This is a genomic window from Thermoanaerobacter sp. YS13, assembly GCF_000806225.2.
Taxonomy (GTDB): Bacteria; Bacillota; Thermoanaerobacteria; order Thermoanaerobacterales; family Thermoanaerobacteraceae; genus Thermoanaerobacter; species Thermoanaerobacter uzonensis.
On the sequence record NZ_JOOI01000003.1, the window covers coordinates 32,804 to 54,342 of the forward strand.

The window sequence follows — 21,539 nt, forward strand, 5'->3', positions numbered from 1 at the left end:
ATGCTAAAGGAATCTGAAAAAATTTTTTTAAATTCCTTTAGCATTAATTTTATCACAAGATTATTTAATCTGAAAAATTTTATCGGTTTTGGGCTAAATTAATTTGAGAAATGACACATATAAGCCACAGCCAGTTAGGAGAGTATATATACCCAAAGAAGGGAGCGACAAATTAAGGCCATTAGGGATACCAGCATATGAAGACAAACTTGTGCAAGGAATAATGGCAGATATACTAAACATAATATACGAACCAGAGTTTCTAGACATATCATATGGATTTAGGCCCAATAAAAGCGGACATGATGCCCTAAGACAGCTAAACAACATAATACAGGAAAAGAAAGTAAGCTACATAGTAGATGCCGACATAAAAGGATTCTTTGACAATGTAGACCACGAATGGATGATGAAATTTTTAGAGCATAGGATAGGAGACAAGAACTTTCTAAGGATAATAAAAAGATTCCTAATAGCAGGAGTAATGGAAGAAGGTAAATACTATGAAAGCGATATAGGAACACCCCAAGGAGGACACATATCCCCAATACTTGCGAACATATATCTTCACTATGTACTAGACTTATGGTTCGAGAAAAGAATAAAGAAAGCATGTAGAGGAGAAAGCTATGAAATAAGGTATGCAGATGATTTCGTATGCTGCTTCCAGTATAAAGATGATGCAGAGAAATTTTATAAAAGTCTTAAGAAGAGGCTAAAAGAATTTGGACTTGAATTAGCAGAAGAGAAGACAAGAATAATTGAATTTGGAAGATTTGCCGAAGAGAGTAGAAAAAGAAGAGGGCTGGGGAAACCAGAGACCTTTACCTTTTTAGGATTTACACACTATTGTAGCAAAAGTCAAAACGGCAAATTCAGAGTCAAAAGGAAGACAAGCAAAAAGAAATTTATAAATAAAGTCGCCAAGATGAAAAAGTGGCTCAAAGAAAATATGCATGAGCCAGTAAATCAATTAATAAAGCGACTTAACATAAAATTGCTTGGACACTACAGATACTATGGAATCACAGATAACAGTAAAAGTATAGGTAGTTTCTTCTATTTGACCAGGAGACAATTATTCAAGACGCTAAAAAGAAGGTCACAAAAGCATCGATTAAACTGGGATAAATACGAAAAACTTCTGATGAAATTTCCATTAGCAACACCAAAAATCTATGTAAGTATATACTCATAGCTACGATAAAAGTAAAAGATGATATGAAGAGCCGGATGCGTTAATAGCGCACGTCCGGTTCTGTGAGGGGGAGCCGCTGTAAAGTGGCTCTCTACTCGACTATTATCTGAACAATTTAAATTCATATAAAAAGAACCGTCCCCTTTGTCTGTAACTATTTTGTAACCAAAATTTAAGAATTTATTAATAAATTTTAACATTTAAAGAGGTATAATGGAAGAAAAGGGAGGGGTAAGGAGGGAAAAAATGAAAGAAAATGAGGTGGAATTTACTTTTATTAGGTATTTAGCTAGATATATCAAGTTTGAATCTATAAAGCTTAAAAAGAAATATCAAGAAGTAAGTATAGAGAACTTTTAATATTAGATGCACCGAGAAATAATGTAAGCAGCGATAGTAAAGAAGAGGTAGTTGATAGCATAACAGGCAATTATATCTTACTTGAGGATGAGGTAATAGATAAATGTATGCTTTTAAAATATAAAGAATTACTTGAACCAAAAGAATTTGAGGTATTAATACTAAATGTTGTAAAAGGCGTATCTCAAAAAGAAATTGCAGCAATGTTCCACAAAACGCAGTCTTGTATAAGCAAAATGAAGAAAAGGGCTCTTAGAAAATTGGAAGAATTTATAAAGGAAGTTTGAAACTATGGAGGAACGTGAAAGGCTTTTTGAAATTATTTTGAAAGCAAAACAGGGGGATAGAGAGGCTATAGAAGAAATAATAAAGTACTTTGAGCCCTTGATAATGAATAGTGTAAAAGGTGCAGATGAAGAAATAAAAGAAGAGATAAGGCAGGATTTAATCGAGATTATAATAATAGCAGTAAAGAATTTTGAGATAAAATGAAAAATAAATTTTGAATTATGGAATATTTTTTATAAATTTTGGCTTTTATATAGATAGAGGGGGAAATAAAAAAGTGGGAGGTGAAAATGTTTGTAAAACGTTCCCCTGAAATAAAAAAGGAAGGAAGGTATCTTTTATGAAACATCAAAGAAGATTAACGACAGTACTGTTCATTACAATATTTTTAATAGGTATAATGACCACAGGATTTAATTCAACACCGGAAGCGAGCACAAAAGAATCAGTTAGTTCAATTAATACAGCAAATTTTAATGACCCTATTTCAATAATTAAAGGTATGATTCAGGCAATTAATGTTCAGGATCCTTATGAGTATATGAGCTATTTTACCAATTCTAATCGCACAGCCATGACACAATTTCTTTCAAATAATAAATCAGAATTATTCTTTAAAGAGAAAGAAGCTAAGTTGATTCAAATTAAAGAGCTTCCAAAAGAAGTAGGTGTAGTAGCTGCAGGCATATCACCTGGAGAAAACTTAAATTTAGATGATACACGTATCTTTTATGCCGAAATTAACTTTAAAGTGGATAAAGAAGATAAATGGCTATATAATGGTACAAACCATCGTGTTATTGTTGTTACAAAAGAAGATGGAAGCTGGAAAATAGTAAGGCTATCAGTCCCATCCATAGAATACTTAAAAGATACCGGCAATGGATTTAATTCAGAGGATGAAAATATTGCTGTTAAAATCGAAAGCACTCTTGATAAAAAAGGACAAGTAATGAATATGAATGGCGTGGTTATTGATAATATTGCTGCAAGTGAAAAACAGTTAAAAAAATGAAAGATTAAATCCTAGAGCTATTGAACCTGAAATAGTTATTGATAGTACAGTCGCTGAGGAACATACGAGACCTTCCAACATTATGGTTTATATGACAAATCCAGTAAATGTAACTCATTATGGTTCTGGAACTTACCCTGTTGATTTTGGAGAGTATGTGTATAATGTATTGCCGAATGAATGGGGTGATTGGTACGAGACGGCAAAAACAGCAGTTCAAGCTGGAGCTATAGCTGTAAAAATGTATGGTTGGTATCATGTGTATCATCCAAAATGGAACTTTAGTCCTTACTATGCCGATGTACAAGATAATACAAATGACCAAGTATATAAATACAATTCAGAGACAACTAATTTTAAGAAAGCAGTTAATGATGTTGGAGGGATTGGTGTTGATATACTCAGTGGTTTGTCTTATGTTCTATTTGAAGTGCATTACGTAGCAGGGTATGAAGGGCCAGGCGGACAATATAGTGGTACGATGTGGCAATATGGAACGTTATATTGGGCAAAGCAAGGTAAAGGCTATACTTATATGTGTCATTATTATTGGGACAGGTCGGCAACTCAGCCAATACATTTCTTTTACTATTAGAAATTATTTAATTGAGTAGGAATAATTAATGTTTTCCTGCTCAGTTTTAAAGTTTAGGAGGTATTATTAATGCAAATAAAAAAATTAATGATATTGGTTTTATTTTTATTTTTTTTATATGGATGTCAATATCATATTTTTGATAAAAATCAAGTTAAAGTAATCAAATATTCCGTTCCAAATTTAGGATATTTCTGTCCGATTTTTTTTCAAGGGAAAGAGATTTTAGCGCAGCAGGGGCAAGATACACCAAGGGATTTAACAAATATGGCTTTGTATTCCAGTAAAGATTTTAACAAATATGATAGAATAGCCATATTTGAAGGTCATTTTGGGCAATTTTATGTATCACCATATAATTCAAAAGAAATATTTTTTATGTCTACTGAAGGGAAAGAAGGTACAGAGCAAATTATTTTCAAAAGCAACGATGGTGGGAAAAGTTGGGAGCAAGTTTATTATGATTCAGCGAATAACATGATGATAGCTGATATGACATTTAGTCCTTCCAGTAGAAATGTAATATTCTTAATTAAAAATGATAAAAAACTTGGCATTGAAATAATAAAAAGCCATGATTCGGGGATTCATTGGAGCAAGGGGAATTATATAAAAGATATTACTATGGCTTATCATCTTGTTATTGATCCTAATAATTCTAAGCATTTTTTAGTTTCCGCTTCAAATGGTCTTTGGGAGAGCATTGATGGAGGTATTTCGTGGAAACAGATAACCACCTCAGAGTCTTTGGCAGCTATTTTTGCTCCTTCTAGAAATGATAGTGTGTACTTCATAACTAGAGAATCTGTTACTGAAAGATGTATATATGAATTAAATAATGGGAAAATAAAAAAAATTAGCATTCCAACCGTAGGGGAGTTAATCTACAATATTGGGATTGCTTATCAAAATAGCACAGGTAATATATATGTTATAGTAATATGGCAAGATAAAAATGGTTCTCTGTATGATACAGTTTTATATTACCTTAAAAATAATTCTTTTGTCAAAATAACTAATATTAAAAGTAGAGACAGTATTCTCCCAAATTTGATTTTTGATGCCACAAACTCGAATGTTATATATTTTTTCAGTTATAAAAATATATACAAAGTAGTCTTAATTGAGAATTTATAAGGTTAGTCTTTGCGCACTAGAGAGAAGACTAACCTTACAGTTTTACGTGCAGTTGATATTTTTCAAACATAAAATGCGTTTGGAACTACGGTTAGATTTTTGGGTTTGTTTCTATTCTAACCACGGGTGGGGAAAATGGTTCAACCCCTGGATGAAGAAATAAAAGAAGAGTTAAGGCAGGATTTAATCGAGATTATAATAAGAGCAGTAAAGAATTTTGAAATAAAATAAAAATAAAATTTTGGGTTATGGAATATTTTTTAGAAATTTTAGCTTTTATATAGATAGGGGGAAATAAAAAAGTGTGAGGTGAAAATGTTTATGAAAAGTATTCCCCGGGAATAAAAGAAGGGGGAGATAATTATGAGTTTTGGAGGGTAGGGAAATGATTAAAAAACGTAAGATGTTTATAGTGGTATTAGTAGGAGCAATAATCATTATTAGTGTATTTTTTCAAATTTAGGCAAAAGATTTTTTGAGCCCTAATAACAATGAACTAAGAGCAATTAAATCTACTATAGAAGGATTTTATGACACACAATACAGAGCATATCTGCAAATGGAATATATAGACATAACACCCTACTTAGATATATCCAAAATACAGAATCATAATAAAGTTGTTGCACTAAAGACATTGGTATTTAGAAGGAAGTATATGGATGAGAAAAAATACTGTTATATTGAAAAAAGGCGTTTTCCTTATGAAATTCACTATAAAGATATAGAAATTGATGGAGATAAAGCGAGAGCGGTGATTGATTTAGAGATAAAAGTAAAAGAGGCATACCCGCCGTTTATTTCTTATGGTGAAAATATTTTTGAATTGGAAAAACAGGAAGGAAGATGGAAAATAACCAGACATATTTATAATGAGTGGGATTTAAAGGCATATGAGCTTTATACTGATAAAAAATTGCCTGAACCTGACTATGAACAAATAAAAGAACAAATAGACAAAGAATTTGGTGTTAAATAGCAATTAGTATGTATGTCTAAATTACAATAAAGATATCTTTCCTTACAGGAAGAAATAATAAAATTTACTTAATCGGATATAGACCGCTTTTATATATCATGGGAGGTATTTTGGAAAGAACATAAAGAATTTTAAGAAAGATTTTTCATTTGAGGAGGTGTTATGATGCAAATTTATAGGAAGGTTGTGTTATTTTTTTTTAATAATTGTTATAACAATGACTGCATGTTCATTAAAAAATAACAATAAAGTTACGCAAGCAGAAAAGCAAAATCAGACTATACAAAACTACCTTAATAAGCTTTCAAAAGAAGACAAGAAAAAACTTCAAGAAGCCTCACCAGAGGATATAATAAAGATATATTATGACTCTATAAATGACAAGAAATATGACCTTGCAATTGTCTGTGCTTCCTGCTTTTTGAATAATTCAGCCATAAAGTCGGCAATCCCCGTTGACGAAGCATGTAAAGAACATTTGAATTATCTAAAGAGAATAAAGAAAATCGAGCTAAAATCAATAGAAGAATATAATCCGCCAGCTGAGGCAGGAAATATGGGACATAAAGAGGGCAAGTTATACTGTGTTTACTATATTCAAGACGCAATTGATTCAAATGAATTTGCTGTGTTCTCAGGGAAATTTACAAGATTTATAACAGTTGAAAAATCGCCTTTATATAATGGATGGTGTATAAGTTCAATAGATTCATCGCCATAGAATGTAAATTTGTTTAAAGATACAGGAGGAAACCTGTATTTTTTCTTTTAAAGACCGTTATGTCGTTCATTTGTAGCTCTTTCCCAAGATGAATATGGATGTGTATAATATACTTCTACGCCATATTCTAAAAGAGCACTTTCTAAATCACTAAACTCTGTACCATTATCAGATGTTATTGTTTTAAATACTTTGTTTAAATTGCCACCAAACATATCTTTTTAATTTTGATAATGCATCTTTAACAGATTTATTGTCTTTTGCATCTAATAAGAATATTATTTCATGGGGAGTCTTACGCTCTATTAATGTTAAAAGGGCCTTGTCATTAGACTTCTTGCCAATTAACGTATCTATTTCCCTATGCCCAAAAACTTCACGGCTTTCAACTTCTTTAGGTCTAAAACCAATACTTTTACCCATAAAACGTTTATTTTTACGGTTTTGTTTCTTCCTTGGTTTTAAACGTAGTTTTAAAGATAAATCAATGTTCTTAATTTTTAATAATCCTCTATCTATATAGTTGTACAGTGTTTATTATTCCAGCTTGGGTCTTTTTTACAATAGCCTACAACTGCATCTGGTGACCATTTTTCATTTAATATTTTATTTTCAGCATATTTCAAGAAATCTTCTGCTTTAGCTACTTATACAACTAACCAGTCTTCCATGTAAATCTGTTTTGTTATATCAACCTGTGATGGCAGACTTTATTATAAATGTAATGTATTATATAATAAAAAATAAGTAAAAAACCGTGAAAGAAGTATAACGTACATGTAGTAAAGAAGATAGATACATTAAAGAGGTGATGTATAAATGGCTTTCTTTCATAAAAGTAGATTTTTTGAAACCTGGTATGGGTCTTATGCAATTTTAGGTGCCATAGCTTCTGGACTAATACCCATTTTGCTTCCCCTTTGGACGCAGCAACACAGTAGTGCCGCAAATGTAGGAATTGTTATGTCATTATTTGGATTAGGACAATTAAGCGCTCCTATATGGGGAGAAATAGCGGATATGTTGAAATTAAATAGGATTTTATTTTTAATGGGATTGCTTGTGATAGGATTATCCATTTTAGGTATTACTTTTGTTCCTACACCAGTTATTTTAGGAGTTTTGAGTTTAATGGCAGGTTTAGGTTTTTCTTTGACGAATACGCTTGCTAATTTGTGGATTGTTGAACGTTTTTCATATACTGAAGTAAGCGAGAGAGTAGGTGCACTTCAAAGAACTTATGGAATAGGCCAAGTATTTGGTTTGGCAATAGCAAGCCTTCTTAGTGCTACTCACATAAAAATAGCTCTTGTAGTTACCGCTTTAATGGCATTTTCATCAGTATTATTTTATAAGATTATGCCTATAACAGCAGGAAGAGAGGTAATAAAGCCTCGCCGTCCTGCATTGGAGAAATTACATCCCAAAATACAGCCGTTTTTGGTATCGATAAGCCAGGCATACCATTTACTGCATTTTAAAAATTTATTGGGACATTTATCAAAAACTACCCTGTCCATTATAATATTTAACATTTTGTGGTTCATTGTTGTTTCTGCTTCATCTTTCTTTTTTTCTTTCTACCCAATTATAATGAAATACGTGTACAAAATAAATCCATCTGTTTCTTCCATAATTTTCTCTATGGCAGTTGGTCTCAGCATCTTTTTATATTCTTGGGCTGGCGACATCGCGGAGAAAAAGGGCAACAGAAAAATATTATTGTTAGGAATTTCTTTAAGAGCGATATCTGTTTTGGGTTTGACTATTTTGGGTTATTTAGCGGTTACTGCAAAGACAGTTTTTGTAATATTATTCTTTACATTAATGATATTTTCATGGCCAATAATTTCTGTCACGGGAACAGCCTTAGCATCACAATCAAACCTTCCCAAAGGAGCTGCAATGGGGCTTTTTAGTGCGAATAATGCTTTAGCCTTGTCTGTTGGTTCTCTTATTGGAGGTATTATAGCCCATATGACAAGTTATAACTTTTTGCTTGCTTCCTCTGCAATTTTAATGTTTATAGGTTTGATTTTGGGTGCACTTTTGATAAAGGAAGAGTAAATAAAAGTGGAGGTAAATATGAGATGCGAATATGGGATATTTCACCTGGCTATCTCAATCGTGAGAATCTCCTTGGGGAACACCGCGAATTACATGGGATTGTATCTATTTACATAAATAACAAAAAGGGTTATGCCTCTCATCCAGAGACAAAGAGATGGAAGGAATGTTTGCCTGCGTTATATATGCGCCACATTTTGCTTGTTGAAGAAATGAGGTTGAGAGGCTATAGACATGAATCCCCACTTCCTGTGTCTTTATTTAAGGAAGAAATAGTGCAAAAAACTGCACAATTTGATAAGGAAGAAATTTTTACTATAAATTGGCCACCTTATTTAGATTCGCCTGCTCGTCAGTTTGACATTTTAAAAGAAAAATATAAGTATAAAAAAGAAAAAGGACGCATTTCACTGCCAAAACATGCGCAGATGCTGTGGGCACAGCATAAATATTCTGTTTTAGCAAGAGATCCTAATCTTTATAGTATGCTTGGCAAACGGGCTGTTCAAGCTGTTGATGGAAATGGTTTTATCGAATTTGCAGAAATACTTACTAATTTGTTAAGAATACCACCCGCTCTCGGAGGTATACGGAATGCTTTAGAGCATATGTGGGGCTATGTAAGTGAAATAGCTACAAGGGAAGAGAAAGAAAAAGCTTTTACGACGGAAGAAATGCTCCTTGAAGTTATAGTAGATATACTTAAGCGATCACATAATGAATACCTTTTTCAACAGACAGCATTAGTTGACATTGCAGCTTGGATACAGATAAAAAGAATGATTCCATCTATTTGATGGATTTTTGCTTGAGTTTTAGTTTGAGTTTGTATAATATGGTAATAGGTTGTTTTTTTCTATCATTAAAAAGCTCAATAAAATATTGTGGGGATTGCCTTGAAGAAAATATTTGTAAATAAAAATGGGCAGATGAAATACTATACTATTATTTTGAGAGATATAGAAAAGTACAAGAAGTAGAGTTAGGATAAAAAGAAGGGATAGCAGTGAATATTGAGGAAAGAGTTTTAGGTATAGACGGAGCTTATGGCGGATGGGTAGTAGCTACTTGTAAAAATGGGAAGGCTTTTGTGCAATTTTTTAAAAAAATTGAGGATGTATGGTATTTTTACAGGGATAAATTAGAACTTGTTCTTATTGATATTCCCATTGGTCTTCCTTATTCGGAAAAAAGATATAGAAGCTGTGATGAAGAGGCGAGGAAATTAAAGACCTTTTAGGGCTGCCAATGGAAATTCTCTTTGTAAAAATAAGAAGGTTAAATGATGTTTTTATAGAATAAATATTTATAAAAGAAGTTTAAAAAGGGGGAGCAAAATGGCAGAGAGTTTTGGCGGTTTTTTTATAAAAGGGGAGGATGGGGTAGATATATACCTTCATCTTTGGGTGCCAGAGGAAATTCCCAGGGGTATTATTCAGGTATTTCATGGAATGGCTGAACACGGGGGAAGATACCAAAATTTTGCTTACTATATGAATGAAAAAGGCTTTGTAGTATGTGCCAATGACCATAGAGGTCACGGTAAAACAGCAGGAAGCTTGGACAATGTAGGTTACATAGGAAAAGATGGCTTTAATAAGATAGTAGAAGATGAATACCTGATAATGAACTTTTTGAAAGAAAAATACGGAAATATTCCCATTGTTATATTTGGCCATAGTTTCGGATCTTTTGTGGCTCAGGAGTTTATGATAAGGTATGGCAAAGAAGTTAATGGAGTTATATTGAGCGGTTCTTCTGCAGTTAAGGAATTGCCTCTTAGATTTGGTTATGCTTTAGCATTTATTGGAAAAAGCCTTTTTGGCGAAAAAAAGAGGAGCAAAATTTTAGATAAATTAACGTTTGGAAGTTACAATAAAAGGATAAAAGGAGATAAATTAAGCAAGTTTGAATGGCTTTCAACAGATAAAGAGGAAATTAGAAAATATGAAGAAGATCCTTACTGCGGGGGTATTTTTACAGCTGGATTTTTCTACTATTTCTTTAGAGGGCTTTTAAATATATTTAAGCCTCAGAGGCTTATGAAAATACCAAAAGATTTACCTTTACTTATAATTTCAGGAGAGGAAGACCCTGTAGGTGAGTATGGAAAATTAGTAAAAAGGCTATATGACCTATACAGAGGGATGGGGCTAAAACGGGTTGACATGAAGCTTTATCCAGGAAAAAGGCATGAACTTCTCAATGAAGTTGGGAAAGAGGAGGTTTATAAAGATATTTTCGCATGGATTGAAGAGGAAATATTAAATTATTCTCAGTAACACCATGTAAAATGGCATTATGATAACGCTCAATATTGTCGTATATGTAATCATACTTGTGGCAAATTCATAATCTGCTCCATATATCCTCGCTATTATTGAAGAATTTACAAGTACAGGCATTGCTGACATTATGACAAATACATCCCTCATAAGCTTTGGCACAGGGATGAATATGTTTAGAAGAAGCACAAGAGCAGGAGTTATTAAAAATCTTCCAATAAAGACCAGAATAGCGTCTTTGTCAAGTTTGAATTTATCAAAGCCCATTTCATGGATGACTATTCCAATGTAAAATATTGACAAAGGAGTAGTGAGGTTTCCGATCATTTTAAAGCTTTCAAAGAGAAATTTTGGTAGAGAAAGGTTTATAAGCACAAAAATTACTCCTATTATAAAACCTAAAAGAGGAGGATTGAATATTCTCTTTACAGTATCCCAGTTTATTATGTTTTTTTCTTTTTCATTTACATCCCGTATTACACCGTAGACGCCCAGAGTCCAAAGTATTGTTGTATTTGCCATGTAATATAAAAGGGCATAAGGTGTTGATATATCTCCAAAAAGAGCTTGAACCATAGGAAGCCCAACAAAAATAGTGTTTGAAAGGGAGAATATAAGGACAAAAACCCCTTTTCTTCCTTTTTTTATTTTAAAAATGCTGGCAAATATGTATCCGATCATATACGACAAAAGAATAGATAAAAATGGAATCAAAAGTCCTCTTACTGAGTGTTCTAACTGCTCTTTAGAAAAAGTTGTAGAGATATTTATAATCATATTAAGAGGTAAAGATACGTTAATTACAAGCTTTGCAAAAAGGTCTGCTGTTGAGCCATTAAACCAGCCTATCTTAGATAAATAATACCCCAGTGCCAGTATAAATACAATTATCAAAACACCTTGAACTGATGAAAAAAAGACTTCCATTAAAAAGCCACCTCTTAAGAGTGTAGATAAAGTTTACTTATTTAAAATAACACAAAGAAGTATAAATTTCAAATAAGAGAAAAAAATATAGTTTTTATTGTCTAAATTAAGCAAAAATATGCTTTTTGCTTAATTTAGAGATTATCCCATTAATGGCACAACTTTTTAGATAATAAAACTGCAGACTTACAAACTAAAAAGTTACAGGAAATTGTTTTAAATTTTTAAAAATTTCATGTATAATTAAGTACAGTTTTTAAATAATATTGAAAAGGAGAAAGATGCTGTGGCAGATATAAAGAAAAAAGCGGTACAAATAATATTATTTTTTGTTTTAGGCGTATTTTCTGGCTTTATGGCAAAATATCTTGATATTGTTCCTGCTGATGGTATAATTGGTAATTTAGCCAATATAGTTGGCAATATTTTTTCAGAAATTGGAATATGGATATTTATCGCTACAATTATTGCGGCGTGGAGTAGGACACCTATGGCTGGAGCAATTCATGTTTTTGTTTATTTTGTAGGTATGCTTATATCTTACTACATCTTTTCTATTAAAATATTTAATTTTTTCCCCATACACTATTTTATAGGTTGGGGATTGGTTGCAATAGCATCTTTGCCTTTTTCTTATATCGTCTGGTTTAGCAGAAAAGAGGGGTGGGTCGCTTCTTTATCTGCTGCTCTTCCCATTGGGATTTTAGCTTCAGAAGGATATAGCTTTTTATACACATTTTCTCCATATTCAGGATTTAATCTTTTTGCAGCAATTATACTATTTTTTATTTTACCAAAAAACAAATCTCAATATATAAAAGTTTTTATATTTGCAATGTTAATATCAGTATTATTGAGTAAGTCTTATCTTTTGTCTTATATAATGGGATTTTTATTTAGGCTGGTAAATTTTTCTAATTTAAAATTAGACTATATTAGATAAATGTAACCAATTTATGATAGAATATAAACAAAAAATGGTATAATGAAAATATAAATGTTTTGGAGGTGTTAAATGTGAAAAAAATATTTTTTGGATTGTTAATTTTGACTTTGTTTTTTAGTGGATGTCAAAATAATGTTAAAAATCATGATAATTTAGCAAAGACACCTATTCAAAATGTAAGTAAAAATGTTACTAATAATGATATTCAAAGTGAAAAGTGGAAATGGAGTTTTAAAGATAATAAGATTTCATCTTTGAAAGACTTGCAATTATATAAAAGTAATGATGGTGGTAAAACATGGACACAAGTTTATATTCCGATTGATAAAATTCCTGAGAGTGCTTATAAAGATGCTGAGAATATAGTACCTTATTTTATGGATAATAATGGTTGGATAGGATGGATTGTTCCATCTACATTATATATACTTAAAACGACAGATGGAGGTGCAAAATGGGATATATTAAAATCTGATATTGGTAAATGTGGAGAAAATATATCGGTTCTTCAATTTGTTACTTCTGAAGAAGGTTGGATTTTGACAACAATGAATGGTGCAGGAATGCAGATAAATTATTTATTGAAAACTAGTGACGGAGGTAAAAGGTGGGAAAATGTAAATATAACAGGCAAAAAGAATTATGATGGAATTTATAGTGCGGCAAATTGTTCAAATATGAAATTTTATGATAAAAATAATGGGTGGATAAGTATTTCAAATAATATTGGTCCTGATCCCTTGCTTTTTAGAACAACAGATGGAGGGAAAAACTGGTTACAGATAAAATTATCTATACCCGAGAGTTATAGAAATTGTTACCTGTCTTCTGCAAATGTACCTGTATTTACTGATAGTAAACATGGGAAATTAATTTTAGAGATTTATAAACAAAATAAAGAGAATAAATATGAAAAATATATTTTAGTTTACCAAACAACAGATGGAGGAAAAACGTGGAAGATATTAAGTGAAAAATAAGCGTTTTTTCTTTTTATAGATAAAATATGTATTCATTTTTCATGCCTTTTGCGATGTACGAGATTAGTTTTTCATCATTTATATTGAGCATAAGTATCATCCTTTAAATTTAGTAATTGTTTTCAAAAGCCAGAGTATTAGGTCTTCTTCAGCACCATCATATTCGAGTTTTTTCTTGTATTTATTGAGTAGGGGTTTAAATTTATCGATAACTTCTAATAACTTTTCTTGCTCTTTTTCTTTTGATTTTATACTGGGAAGAGATTTATTTTTCAATTTAATCACCTTCATATGGGAAAAATCACCTTCTATATATTAAAGAGCCATTTTTAGTATAAAAAACAACCTATAATAAAGAATTTTTTATAAGTAAAGAGTAAATATCTAAAGCAGCTGAATACTTGATACTAACTATTATAGCAAGATTTTCTAAAGAATTTATTAAGGGAAATTAATAAAAATTTAATAATTTGTAACCAATTTGTAATATCAGGCAGATGAAATAGTGCTATAATGGGGATAGAAATATTTTGAAAAGAAAATATTAAAAGGAGTTGAGTGCTGTTGAAGAAAAGTTTTCTTTTTTTGCTGGTATTTTCTATACTTTTAACTGGTTGCAAAAATAGCTTTAGTGATTATGGAAAAAATGATAGTTCGGGTTCAGAGAATGTATCAAAGGTTAGTGAGGAAAGGCAAGTTTCTTCTCACATCAATCCTAATGTTCCTCAATTCATTTCGTATAACGGAAACAATATAACTGCCTGGGTAAATCAGTTTATTTTTACTGGCGATGGGAAAATAAAAGAACAATCTCCTTATGGGGATAGGACATATGTAAAACTTAGTTATTTAAAAGACGGTGTGATAAAAACAGTAGATTTGACAGAACATGCTTTGCACTATAATTTATTTAACGGTGTGGAGTATATTACAGCTTCTTCAAAAGGCAAATACATTGTTGTGCAATTTTCCTCAGATTTACCTATAAGTATTATTGTAGATACAGATACAAACAATAGTAAAATACTTTGGTATAATGAGGCAAAGCATGAGAGTATGATGAGTATTTCTTTTAACCCCAATAATGAAGATGAATTCGCTTTTTTGCCTTCTGCAGATATAAAAGGACCAGATGGGACTCATACATTAAAAATCTATAATTTAAACAATGACTTAATAAAAACAATTGGAGAGATAAAAGAAGAGAAAATTTCTATGAGCAAAGCTTTAATAAAATGGGATGGGGATAAAATATTTGTTGTAACAGCTGATGGGAAACATCTGTTTAGTTTCACAGTCAGATAAAAGTAAAGAAAAAAGGGCCTAAATAAAGATAGACTAATTATTTTTCTTTAGGCCAATTATATTTGAACATATTTATCCAAGGTTTTCACTAATTATCACAGTACCATGACTTTCACCATCTGTATTTAGGATATTTACTAACGCAGCTTGGTCATTATCATATACTCTTATACATCCATTTGTTGGATACAATGGTGGTTCGTAATCAGCTCTTCCTCCATGTATCATAAATCCACTTCTGCCGTAAGTATGTTCTGCAATATATGCATTTCCACTTATGGAAGTTAGAGCTATTCTTGGATTAGGTCCATAAATCTCAGAATCACCGATACCATCAACTATAGCATCCCAAGTTCCTGTTGGAGTGTTACCGTTAATATATTTCCAACTATCTGGAGAATCAGGATATGTTGTTCCCCTACCCAGACAAGGACATCTGTATCTTTCTATATATTTCCCAGAAATTGTAGAATATGTCCATAGTCTTAAAACTCCTTCTTTGTACCTATCTTTATATAGGTCAATTGTTATTTTCCACATTTTGCATTCCTCCATGATATTATTTTTTTTTAGAAGCAAATCGGCCGATTTACCCTTCTACCTATTAAAGAGAGTTTTATATGCTAATTTACAACCTATCTAAAAAATCCTTTCCTAAAAATTCTCTCATTTTTTTCAATGCTCTTTTCTTTGTCTTATTTACTGCCTGCTGTGAAATATGGAGCTTTAAGGCTATTTTCTAAGCAAATTATTAAGGGGAATTAATAAAAATTTAATAATTTGTAACCAATTTGTAATATCTGACAAACGAAATAATGGTATAATGTTGGTAGAAGAATTTATGGGAGGTTTTGGTGAGGAATGAAAAAAGCTCTTGTAATTTTGATAATTTTAACTTTGTTATTTGGCGGATGCCAAACAAAAAGAGAGGTTAAGGAGAGTAATACGTTTCACAAACTAATTCCTAATTTTCAATATTTCCAAATGATAGATAGAAATAATGGATGGGCTATTGGAGAAAATATGGGAGAAAATAAAGTATTTATTACAAATGATGGAGGCACTACATGGGTGACTGCTTTGACTTCTGCCATAGGTGACATTCGTGAATGGTTTTTTATGGATTCTGATCATGCTTGGATACTTTATTCTAATGAGACTCTCTATAAGACGGAAGATAGAGGTAAAAACTGGGATGCTGATGAAGTGCCTTTTGGTATGGGTAAATTATTTTTTATAAATTCCGGTGGAGAATATCAAGGTTGGGCCCTTAAGGAATATGGGCCTGCGTCTGGGAATGTGCCTGTGGATGTTTATAAATTAATAAACAATAAATGGACTCTCATTCACGAAGGAGAATTGCCTAACAGTACTTCAGCATCTCCTAATCCACTTCCATATGAAGGGGAGAAAAAGAGCTTTGTTTTTTTGACTGATGTAAAAACGGGTTTTATTACAGTGGAAAGGTGTGAACCAGGAAAATCTAGTTTATACATGACCACTGATGGAAGATATACATGGAATAAAAAAATTATTCCATTGCTTTCAAGATTTGATGAAGAATATATTTCTGTATATTCTCTTAATATTCTCTTAAACTTGTTGATAGTGAAATCATTTGGCCAATATTTGCATTTGATGATGTGAGAGGGGATTTTGAGGAAGTGTTTTTAGTAAGCAAGGATAATGGGAATAGTTGGAAAGAGAAGGCTTCTTTTGTATCCAAGAATTCCCCCAGAGAGGTTTATATAGTAGATGAAGAAAACTGGTATGTTTTATTTGAAGATGAATTATTTAAAACAAATAACGGAGGAAATACATGGGAAAAGCTAAATATTCCTCAAGGTACATTTCAAATTCAATTTATAGATAATAAAACAGTGTGGGCTTTAGCTTCAACATCGGGTGGGACAAATTTATTTTACAGTGAAAATGGCGGTTATACGTGGGATAAGAAGTTTTAAAATTTCAATTGGTGTATAAGGAGAAAATGAGGAGGATGAGAACAGAATGTATAGAAAAATAAGAGTTATTGTATTAATTGTAATAATTTATTTTATCGCTATTTTGGCTAAAAATCTGTATGAATATAGAGTAAAGACCATTGATGAAGCCATTGGATTTAATCTTGATAATGTTTATAAAGTAGAGATATTAAGAAATGAGCAACCAAAAATAACAGAAGATAAAGAAAAAATTAAAGAATTAACCGAATGGTTAAGAGGATACAAATATAAAATGAGCAGCACGGTAAAAGGAAAAATAGATTTTTCTTATTATGTAATAAATTTTTATTCTCATGTAGAGAACGGCTTTATAGCTTTTGATAAAGATAATAAAAAATAATTATAGTAAATGGGTATACATACGAGGTTTTCGATAACTCTATTGTACAGGATTATTTACAGTCTTTTTGGGAATCTATCAGATAAGGCGAAGTAAAAAATAAAATAAATTAGGAATGGAAGGATTAATATTTGTTTGGAGGTAGGTGCAATGAGGAAAACAAAAACTTTTTTATTAATCGCTTTTGCCATTGTTTTATCATTGAGTATAATTGCCCTTGGATTGTCAGTCTCGAGAGTTAGTGTAGGGGATGGGCCAAATCAATCACAGTTTGATAAAATTATTGAAAAAGTAGGCAGTTTTTTAAAGGGTAATAAAGACAAATTGAAAGTCAATGAAGGGGATGTGATTGCAGAGGCTAACGGTATACCGATATATAAAAACGAATTTGAATTGCGTAAGGGATTGACATTGGCATCGGAAGGACAGGTAAACGATATAAATAATTTTGTTTTAAATAAATTGGTGAGAGAGAAAGTAAAAGAATATCTTGCTATGAAATACAATCTAAAGGTATCTGAAGATGAAATAAATTCATATATTGAAAAAGAGAAACAACAATTTAAAGAATTTCCTGAAGCGGAGGGAAAATTGAAAGAGTTAATTTCTGCAAGTGGTATGACATATGAGGAATACTGGAACGATTATGAGAGATACAATGTAAAAAGAATGTTGCTTTTTGATAAGCTGTACAATGCGATAATCAATGAAGGAATTAAAAATGGGGAATTGAAGAAAACGGATAAAATGACCATAGAGGTGCAAAATGAGTATAAAAAGTATTTTGACAATATAATAGATCAATATGTAAAACAGGCTAAAATATCGATTGATGAAAAATATAAAGATATGTTTAGAGGCTTCAGAGTAGATTGATTTTGTAGAGGTAGGAGAGGGGAATGAAAAAATTTTTTATAATACTATTGCTCTATAGACGTTGGAAAAAATATATATTATAATAACCGTAAAGAATACTTAAGAGGTTTTACACTAAGATTTAAAAATGTATAAATTTTACAAAATATTAAAAAATATCAATTGATAATAGTAGCAATGAGAAAAAATATAAAACCTTTACCTTTTACTAGAACGCCTTTTAAACCAGATGTCCTTTGGATACGAACACATAACCTTAACTTCTACAAAATATTTTTATCCGACATCAAACTATTATTAATATGATCTTTCAAGTTATGGTTGGCTACCTGTAAGAACGGATATTTTGCATGGATATGTTTCTACTTCATGGGTAACACTTCATAGGGAGACTAGTAGTGAATGAGTGTTGATGTTAAATAATGGATATGTAAATTGATATTAAATTAAAAGAATTGAAAAGTATTACAATAACACAGAGGTATTCTTTTTTATAAAAATAAAAGAAAGGGAGAGTGTTAATGAAAGAAGAAAATCTAGAGTTTAAGATGTTTTTTATATTGTTAATATATATTTATTTAATCGTAGGTAACATATTGTTACAAAAGATAATCCGTATTTCAGAAGCTACATACAACCAAATAATACTTGTGTGGGGTAATCTAATTTTTTATTTCGTTTTAGGAATATTATTAACAATTCCTTTCTTTTTAAGTGAAACAAAGAAAGAAGGGAATTGGATGATAAATTATAAATGTCTATTGGCTTTTATTTTACCCTTATTTGCAGTAGTTTTTTTGTATTTTTATCCCATCTTATTGGACTTTTCTTATGTACTAGGACATGTTATTAATGCACTATCTGTGGTAGCAGGATATTCATTGATTTTTATAGTCAGCAAGAAGTAAGAAATAGCTTTAAAAATAAATTGGTACACCAACTGTGAAAATACCCCTCTGAGCTAGATTTACATCTCAGAGGGGGAGAATCAAATAGATGTTTTATAGGAAAATCAATTTAAATTTCTTATTGTTACCTTGTTTATTAGGTACTTTTTAGGTAGCCTACAATTATTTGGTTTAAGCGAGGGTATTCACCTATATCTTCTTCAGTTTGTACTAAAACTTCGTTATTCATTACTGCGATTACTTTTGCCCCCTTTATGTTTTCATTAAGACTAACTATTCTGTGTTTTTGTTTCGCTTCATCAATGGAATCTGTATATAGTATTTTTCCATCTTTTATTATGGCAAAACTTGTGGCGTATTCTTCTAATTCAAATATTTCATGAGAAGAAAGAAGTATAGTGCCCTTCTTTTCATTGACGTATTGCTTTATTATTTCTATAAGTTCAAACCTAGCAGCCGGGTCAAGATGCTGAGTAGGCTCATCTAAGATTATGAGTTTTGCATTTGTTGAAAAAGCTAATATCGCTAATATAAGGGTTTTTTGGCCCCTTGAGAATTTTTGCATCTCTTCGTTTAAGTTAAAGCCATATCGGGAGAGAAAGTTTTTAAAAAACATATCATCCCATGATGGATACAGAGTTTTGTACAGTTTGTAATAGTCTCCCAGTTGTAAGTTGTTAAAGACTTTTCTGTGTTCTGTAACAAACGCTATATCTTTTTTTATAGAAGGGTGAAAAGGCTTTTCGAATATGAATATTTCGCCTGAATCCTTTTTTACTGCGTTCATTATGCACTTTAATGTTGTGGTTTTTCCTGCACCATTTGGACCCACAAGTGCCATTATTTCGCCTTCCTGTACTTTAAAGCTGACACTTGAGAGTATTTGTTTTCCATCTATTTGTTTGCTTAAATTTTTTATTTCCAGTGCGTACATTAATTTTCACCGCCTTTTATAACGTATGACCAATAGCCTAAGAGACAAAGAAGGGAGGAGAATATTAAGGACAGAGGTAAATTTCCCTGCCGAGTAAAACTTATCAGGCTGTAAGGATTGAAAGCAAAGCTATTAATATCTGTTGTGCCTATATTACCGAAAATTGCATCTAAAATAACCACAAAAGCACTCCAGCCTAATCCATCCATTTCAAAGCCTGAAAAAGTCATTTGAAGTCCAAAGATTGCAAATAAAAGTATTAAACTTCTCAAAATAGGCTCAAATTTATTTATAAAAGAGACTCCTAAAAATATTTCTCCAATAGCAGAAGTTATAATCACAACAAGGCTTAAGAAAATGAGATTGTAAAGGAACAATTCTTTTTTAGAAAAAGGTAGGAAGTATAAAAGTTCTGCATTTTGATGTCTTATATCATACACTATAAAAGTGGCAGACAAAAACAAAAGTGCAATTGTTTTGATTAATAATACTGGTATGAATAGTAGAAGAGTAAGAAAAAGTATTCTTACAGTTTTCTCCTTTAATTCTTTTTGTATATAAATATCCATTTTATCTATCACTTCATTCATTTTTCCAGACCTCCTCAAAAATTAACATAGAAGTATAATAGTCTATACGACTGTTTTTCAATTTTGTGACACATTCTCTTATAATTTTTATTACACCTTCTTCTACATCAATGTCTTTCTTTATAAAATATCCTATGCCTTGCTCTGACTCTATATATCCTTCGTTTTTTAATTTTTCTAAAGCTTTTATAACTGTATTTATATTTACGTCAAATATCACCTGTAAATCTATGATAGATGGAAGTTGACTGCCTTTTTGAAGGTTACCTAATAAAATTTCTGATTTTATCATGTTTACTATTTGTAAATATGCAGGTACTCCACTGTGTTTATCTATTTTTCTTAGCATTTTGCACCATCACTCTCTGATTAATTTTATAATGCCTGAATTTTTTATGTCGATAGGAGCTTTGCTTTTGTTTATAATTTTTAAAGAACCGCCTGTTGCATCTATATAAAATTCACCAGTTTCATCAGGAGTATTTAAAATTTCAAGTGTTCCATTTAAAGAAGTGGCATTTATATTAAAATTATTAAATTTTGATTTTATATCAATATTTACACCAGTGGCGTCTAATATGATTTTATCAAAATCTAATTCTCCTTTTATGTTACTCCCTGTAGTATTGAGATTTAAGTTTTTACCTTTTAATTTGCCATTCAAGTCAAAACCAACAGTGTTTATATAAATGTTATTTTCTGATACAATATCAGCATTTATTGTAGTTCCAACAGAGTTTATATGAATGTCTTTAATGTTTCCACTACCAATTATCTTGACTGATGTACAATCAATATCAAGGTTTTTTTCAAGTGATGTACCTAATTTTATAATATAAGTAGAATTTTTTATAGGGGAAAATTCTTCTAAATGTAAAACTTTATTATCTCCGGTTTCTATCAATCGAGAAGAATAAGACAAAGTATCGCCCTCAACAAGTTCCAACTCAATTTCTGAGGAGACTTTAATAGATATGCTATCTATGTCTTTTACTGAAATTGATTTATCCGGCAGAAAATTTTCATGAGGGCGTAAGTCATAATTAGAACTATTCGGGATTTATATAACGCTATAAAACTTT

Annotated in this window: 27 protein-coding genes and 1 pseudogene; 20 read left to right on the forward strand and 8 right to left on the reverse strand. The window is 31.1% G+C overall.

Annotation, left to right across the window (positions count from 1 at the left end; genetic code table 11):
• Positions 1-103: 103 nt before the first annotated feature.
• The 8 genes from ltrA (at position 104) to THYS13_RS12370 (ending at position 6,293) form a co-directional block, all read left to right on the forward strand.
• The gene (ltrA, locus tag THYS13_RS12335) at positions 104-1,198 is read left to right on the forward strand and encodes a group II intron reverse transcriptase/maturase (protein WP_052210534.1); all 1,095 of its coding nucleotides are present in this window, start codon (positions 104-106) and stop codon (positions 1,196-1,198) included.
• Between the two features lie 467 nt (positions 1,199-1,665).
• Complete coding sequence (locus THYS13_RS14720) at positions 1,666-1,845, forward strand: sigma factor-like helix-turn-helix DNA-binding protein (RefSeq protein WP_235603403.1); 180 nt, start codon at positions 1,666-1,668, stop codon at positions 1,843-1,845.
• A gap of 4 nt (positions 1,846-1,849) precedes the next feature.
• On the forward strand, positions 1,850-2,050 hold the full coding sequence (locus THYS13_RS12345) for a helix-turn-helix domain-containing protein (RefSeq protein ID WP_042834839.1): 201 nt from the start codon (positions 1,850-1,852) through the stop codon (positions 2,048-2,050).
• 136 nt (positions 2,051-2,186) lie between these two features.
• On the forward strand, positions 2,187-2,861 hold the full coding sequence (locus THYS13_RS12350; RefSeq protein ID WP_042834840.1) for a hypothetical protein: 675 nt from the start codon (positions 2,187-2,189) through the stop codon (positions 2,859-2,861).
• 82 nt (positions 2,862-2,943) lie between these two features.
• Positions 2,944-3,456: a SpoIID/LytB domain-containing protein gene (locus tag THYS13_RS12355; RefSeq protein ID WP_042834841.1), complete on the forward strand. Its 513-nt coding sequence runs from the start codon at positions 2,944-2,946 to the stop codon at positions 3,454-3,456.
• A 69-nt stretch (positions 3,457-3,525) separates the two neighbouring features.
• On the forward strand, positions 3,526-4,593 hold the full coding sequence (locus THYS13_RS12360) for a hypothetical protein (RefSeq protein WP_042834842.1): 1,068 nt from the start codon (positions 3,526-3,528) through the stop codon (positions 4,591-4,593).
• Positions 4,594-5,068: 475 nt separating this feature from the next.
• Positions 5,069-5,572, forward strand: coding sequence for a nuclear transport factor 2 family protein (locus tag THYS13_RS12365; RefSeq protein WP_235603409.1), 504 nt, complete (start codon positions 5,069-5,071; stop codon positions 5,570-5,572).
• A 184-nt stretch (positions 5,573-5,756) separates the two neighbouring features.
• Entirely contained in the window at positions 5,757-6,293 is a 537-nt protein-coding gene (locus THYS13_RS12370; protein WP_052210535.1) for a hypothetical protein, read from the forward strand.
• Positions 6,294-6,343: 50 nt separating this feature from the next.
• On the opposite strand, the pseudogene THYS13_RS12375 reads toward THYS13_RS12370, so the two are convergent.
• Positions 6,344-6,940 (reverse strand): annotated as a pseudogene (locus THYS13_RS12375) (IS30 family transposase); the annotation flags it as partial.
• Positions 6,941-7,112: 172 nt separating this feature from the next.
• On the opposite strand from THYS13_RS12375, the gene THYS13_RS12380 reads away from it, so the two are divergent.
• From THYS13_RS12380 to THYS13_RS12395, 4 genes are all read left to right on the forward strand, one after another.
• The gene (locus THYS13_RS12380; RefSeq protein WP_042834843.1) at positions 7,113-8,360 is read left to right on the forward strand and encodes an MFS transporter; all 1,248 of its coding nucleotides are present in this window, start codon (positions 7,113-7,115) and stop codon (positions 8,358-8,360) included.
• Between the two features lie 23 nt (positions 8,361-8,383).
• Positions 8,384-9,157, forward strand: a complete 774-nt coding sequence (locus tag THYS13_RS12385) for a DUF1722 domain-containing protein (protein WP_042834844.1) — start codon at positions 8,384-8,386, stop codon at positions 9,155-9,157.
• A gap of 209 nt (positions 9,158-9,366) precedes the next feature.
• Positions 9,367-9,600, forward strand: coding sequence for a DUF429 domain-containing protein (locus THYS13_RS12390; protein WP_042834845.1), 234 nt, complete (start codon positions 9,367-9,369; stop codon positions 9,598-9,600).
• A 97-nt stretch (positions 9,601-9,697) separates the two neighbouring features.
• Entirely contained in the window at positions 9,698-10,642 is a 945-nt protein-coding gene (locus THYS13_RS12395) for an alpha/beta hydrolase (RefSeq protein WP_042834846.1), read from the forward strand.
• On the opposite strand, the gene THYS13_RS12400 is transcribed toward THYS13_RS12395, so the two are convergent.
• A complete protein-coding gene (locus tag THYS13_RS12400; protein ID WP_042834847.1) occupies positions 10,625-11,572 on the reverse strand; it encodes an AEC family transporter in 948 nt (315 codons plus the stop codon). The genes THYS13_RS12395 and THYS13_RS12400 overlap by 18 nt on opposite strands.
• Before the next feature lie 286 nt (positions 11,573-11,858).
• On the opposite strand from THYS13_RS12400, the gene THYS13_RS12405 reads away from it, so the two are divergent.
• Positions 11,859-12,515: a DUF6518 family protein gene (locus tag THYS13_RS12405; RefSeq protein WP_052210536.1), complete on the forward strand. Its 657-nt coding sequence runs from the start codon at positions 11,859-11,861 to the stop codon at positions 12,513-12,515.
• 74 nt (positions 12,516-12,589) lie between these two features.
• Positions 12,590-13,498 (forward strand): YCF48-related protein, encoded by a 909-nt coding sequence (locus THYS13_RS12410; protein WP_042834848.1) that lies wholly within the window; start codon positions 12,590-12,592, stop codon positions 13,496-13,498.
• Between the two features lie 96 nt (positions 13,499-13,594).
• Here THYS13_RS12410 and THYS13_RS12415 read toward each other — a convergent pair whose 3' ends face one another.
• Entirely contained in the window at positions 13,595-13,783 is a 189-nt protein-coding gene (locus THYS13_RS12415; protein ID WP_235603431.1) for a hypothetical protein, read from the reverse strand.
• 273 nt (positions 13,784-14,056) lie between these two features.
• Here THYS13_RS12415 and THYS13_RS12420 point away from each other — a divergent pair, with 273 nt between their 5' ends.
• Positions 14,057-14,803, forward strand: a complete 747-nt coding sequence (locus THYS13_RS12420; protein WP_235603410.1) for a hypothetical protein — start codon at positions 14,057-14,059, stop codon at positions 14,801-14,803.
• A gap of 72 nt (positions 14,804-14,875) precedes the next feature.
• Here THYS13_RS12420 and THYS13_RS12425 read toward each other — a convergent pair whose 3' ends face one another.
• Positions 14,876-15,343 carry a L,D-transpeptidase gene (locus tag THYS13_RS12425; RefSeq protein ID WP_052210538.1) on the reverse strand — a complete coding sequence of 156 codons (468 nt, stop codon included), beginning with the start codon at positions 15,341-15,343 and terminating at the stop codon, positions 14,876-14,878.
• A 321-nt stretch (positions 15,344-15,664) separates the two neighbouring features.
• Here THYS13_RS12425 and THYS13_RS12430 point away from each other — a divergent pair, with 321 nt between their 5' ends.
• The 5 genes from THYS13_RS12430 to THYS13_RS12445 all read left to right on the forward strand — a co-directional run bounded on the left by THYS13_RS12430 (position 15,665) and on the right by THYS13_RS12445 (position 18,933).
• Entirely contained in the window at positions 15,665-16,450 is a 786-nt protein-coding gene (locus THYS13_RS12430) for a hypothetical protein (protein WP_235603412.1), read from the forward strand.
• Positions 16,451-16,467: 17 nt separating this feature from the next.
• Positions 16,468-16,767 carry a hypothetical protein gene (locus THYS13_RS14725; protein WP_235603414.1) on the forward strand — a complete coding sequence of 100 codons (300 nt, stop codon included), beginning with the start codon at positions 16,468-16,470 and terminating at the stop codon, positions 16,765-16,767.
• Positions 16,768-16,813: 46 nt separating this feature from the next.
• A complete protein-coding gene (locus THYS13_RS12435; RefSeq protein ID WP_235603416.1) occupies positions 16,814-17,149 on the forward strand; it encodes a hypothetical protein in 336 nt (111 codons plus the stop codon).
• Positions 17,150-17,299: 150 nt separating this feature from the next.
• A complete protein-coding gene (locus THYS13_RS12440; protein ID WP_042834852.1) occupies positions 17,300-18,025 on the forward strand; it encodes a hypothetical protein in 726 nt (241 codons plus the stop codon).
• A gap of 521 nt (positions 18,026-18,546) precedes the next feature.
• Positions 18,547-18,933, forward strand: a complete 387-nt coding sequence (locus THYS13_RS12445) for a hypothetical protein (RefSeq protein WP_042834853.1) — start codon at positions 18,547-18,549, stop codon at positions 18,931-18,933.
• A gap of 136 nt (positions 18,934-19,069) precedes the next feature.
• Here THYS13_RS12445 and THYS13_RS12450 read toward each other — a convergent pair whose 3' ends face one another.
• Genes THYS13_RS12450 through THYS13_RS12465 form a run of 4 tightly spaced genes read right to left on the reverse strand, consistent with a single transcriptional unit; the run spans position 19,070 to position 21,403 of the window.
• A complete protein-coding gene (locus THYS13_RS12450) occupies positions 19,070-19,867 on the reverse strand; it encodes an ABC transporter ATP-binding protein (RefSeq protein WP_042834854.1) in 798 nt (265 codons plus the stop codon).
• Positions 19,867-20,457 carry a hypothetical protein gene (locus THYS13_RS12455; protein ID WP_042834855.1) on the reverse strand — a complete coding sequence of 197 codons (591 nt, stop codon included), beginning with the start codon at positions 20,455-20,457 and terminating at the stop codon, positions 19,867-19,869. Before THYS13_RS12455 ends, THYS13_RS12450 begins: the two co-directional genes overlap by 1 nt.
• Complete coding sequence (locus tag THYS13_RS12460) at positions 20,450-20,806, reverse strand: GntR family transcriptional regulator (protein WP_042834856.1); 357 nt, start codon at positions 20,804-20,806, stop codon at positions 20,450-20,452. The genes THYS13_RS12455 and THYS13_RS12460 overlap by 8 nt, the downstream gene beginning before the upstream one ends.
• Before the next feature lie 9 nt (positions 20,807-20,815).
• The gene (locus THYS13_RS12465) at positions 20,816-21,403 is read right to left on the reverse strand and encodes a hypothetical protein (protein WP_235603418.1); all 588 of its coding nucleotides are present in this window, start codon (positions 21,401-21,403) and stop codon (positions 20,816-20,818) included.
• Positions 21,404-21,539: the final 136 nt, after the last annotated feature.